Source organism: Pseudomonas sp. 2822-17, from assembly GCF_002742485.1.
In the GTDB taxonomy this organism is placed as follows: Bacteria; Pseudomonadota; Gammaproteobacteria; order Pseudomonadales; family Pseudomonadaceae; genus Aquipseudomonas; species Aquipseudomonas cyclaminis.
In genome coordinates, this window is record NZ_LJRZ01000228.1 from 1 (window position 1) to 325 (window position 325).

Genomic DNA, 325 nt, shown 5'->3' on the forward strand with positions numbered 1-325 from the left:
GTGCTAACATATTAAGATATCAATCTTTCCGATAAAGACTGACTCATGACAGAATACCTTAAAAGAAAGGATGATCACTCGTTGGAGATCTGGGATGTATATGATAGGGACAGAAATTTAACTGGTAAAACGATGAAACGAGGTGCTCCTTTTGAAGAAGGGGCTCACCATTTAGTAGTGCACGTTTGCATTTTTAACAAAGAGGGACAAATGCTAATCCAGCAAAGACAACCCTTCAAAGAAGGATGGCCGAATATGTGGGATTTAACAGTAGGAGGAAGTGCGGTTGCAGGAGATACTAGCCAAGAAGCGGCAGAGCGTGAAG

The 325-nt window shown here is 41.8% G+C and carries 1 protein-coding gene; it reads left to right on the forward strand.

The genetic code is table 11. The features are described from left to right. Nucleotides 1-45 precede the first annotated feature (45 nt). Nucleotides 46-325: NUDIX domain-containing protein (locus AOA60_RS01705; protein ID WP_143522351.1), on the forward strand; the 280-nt coding region annotated here is incomplete at its 3' end.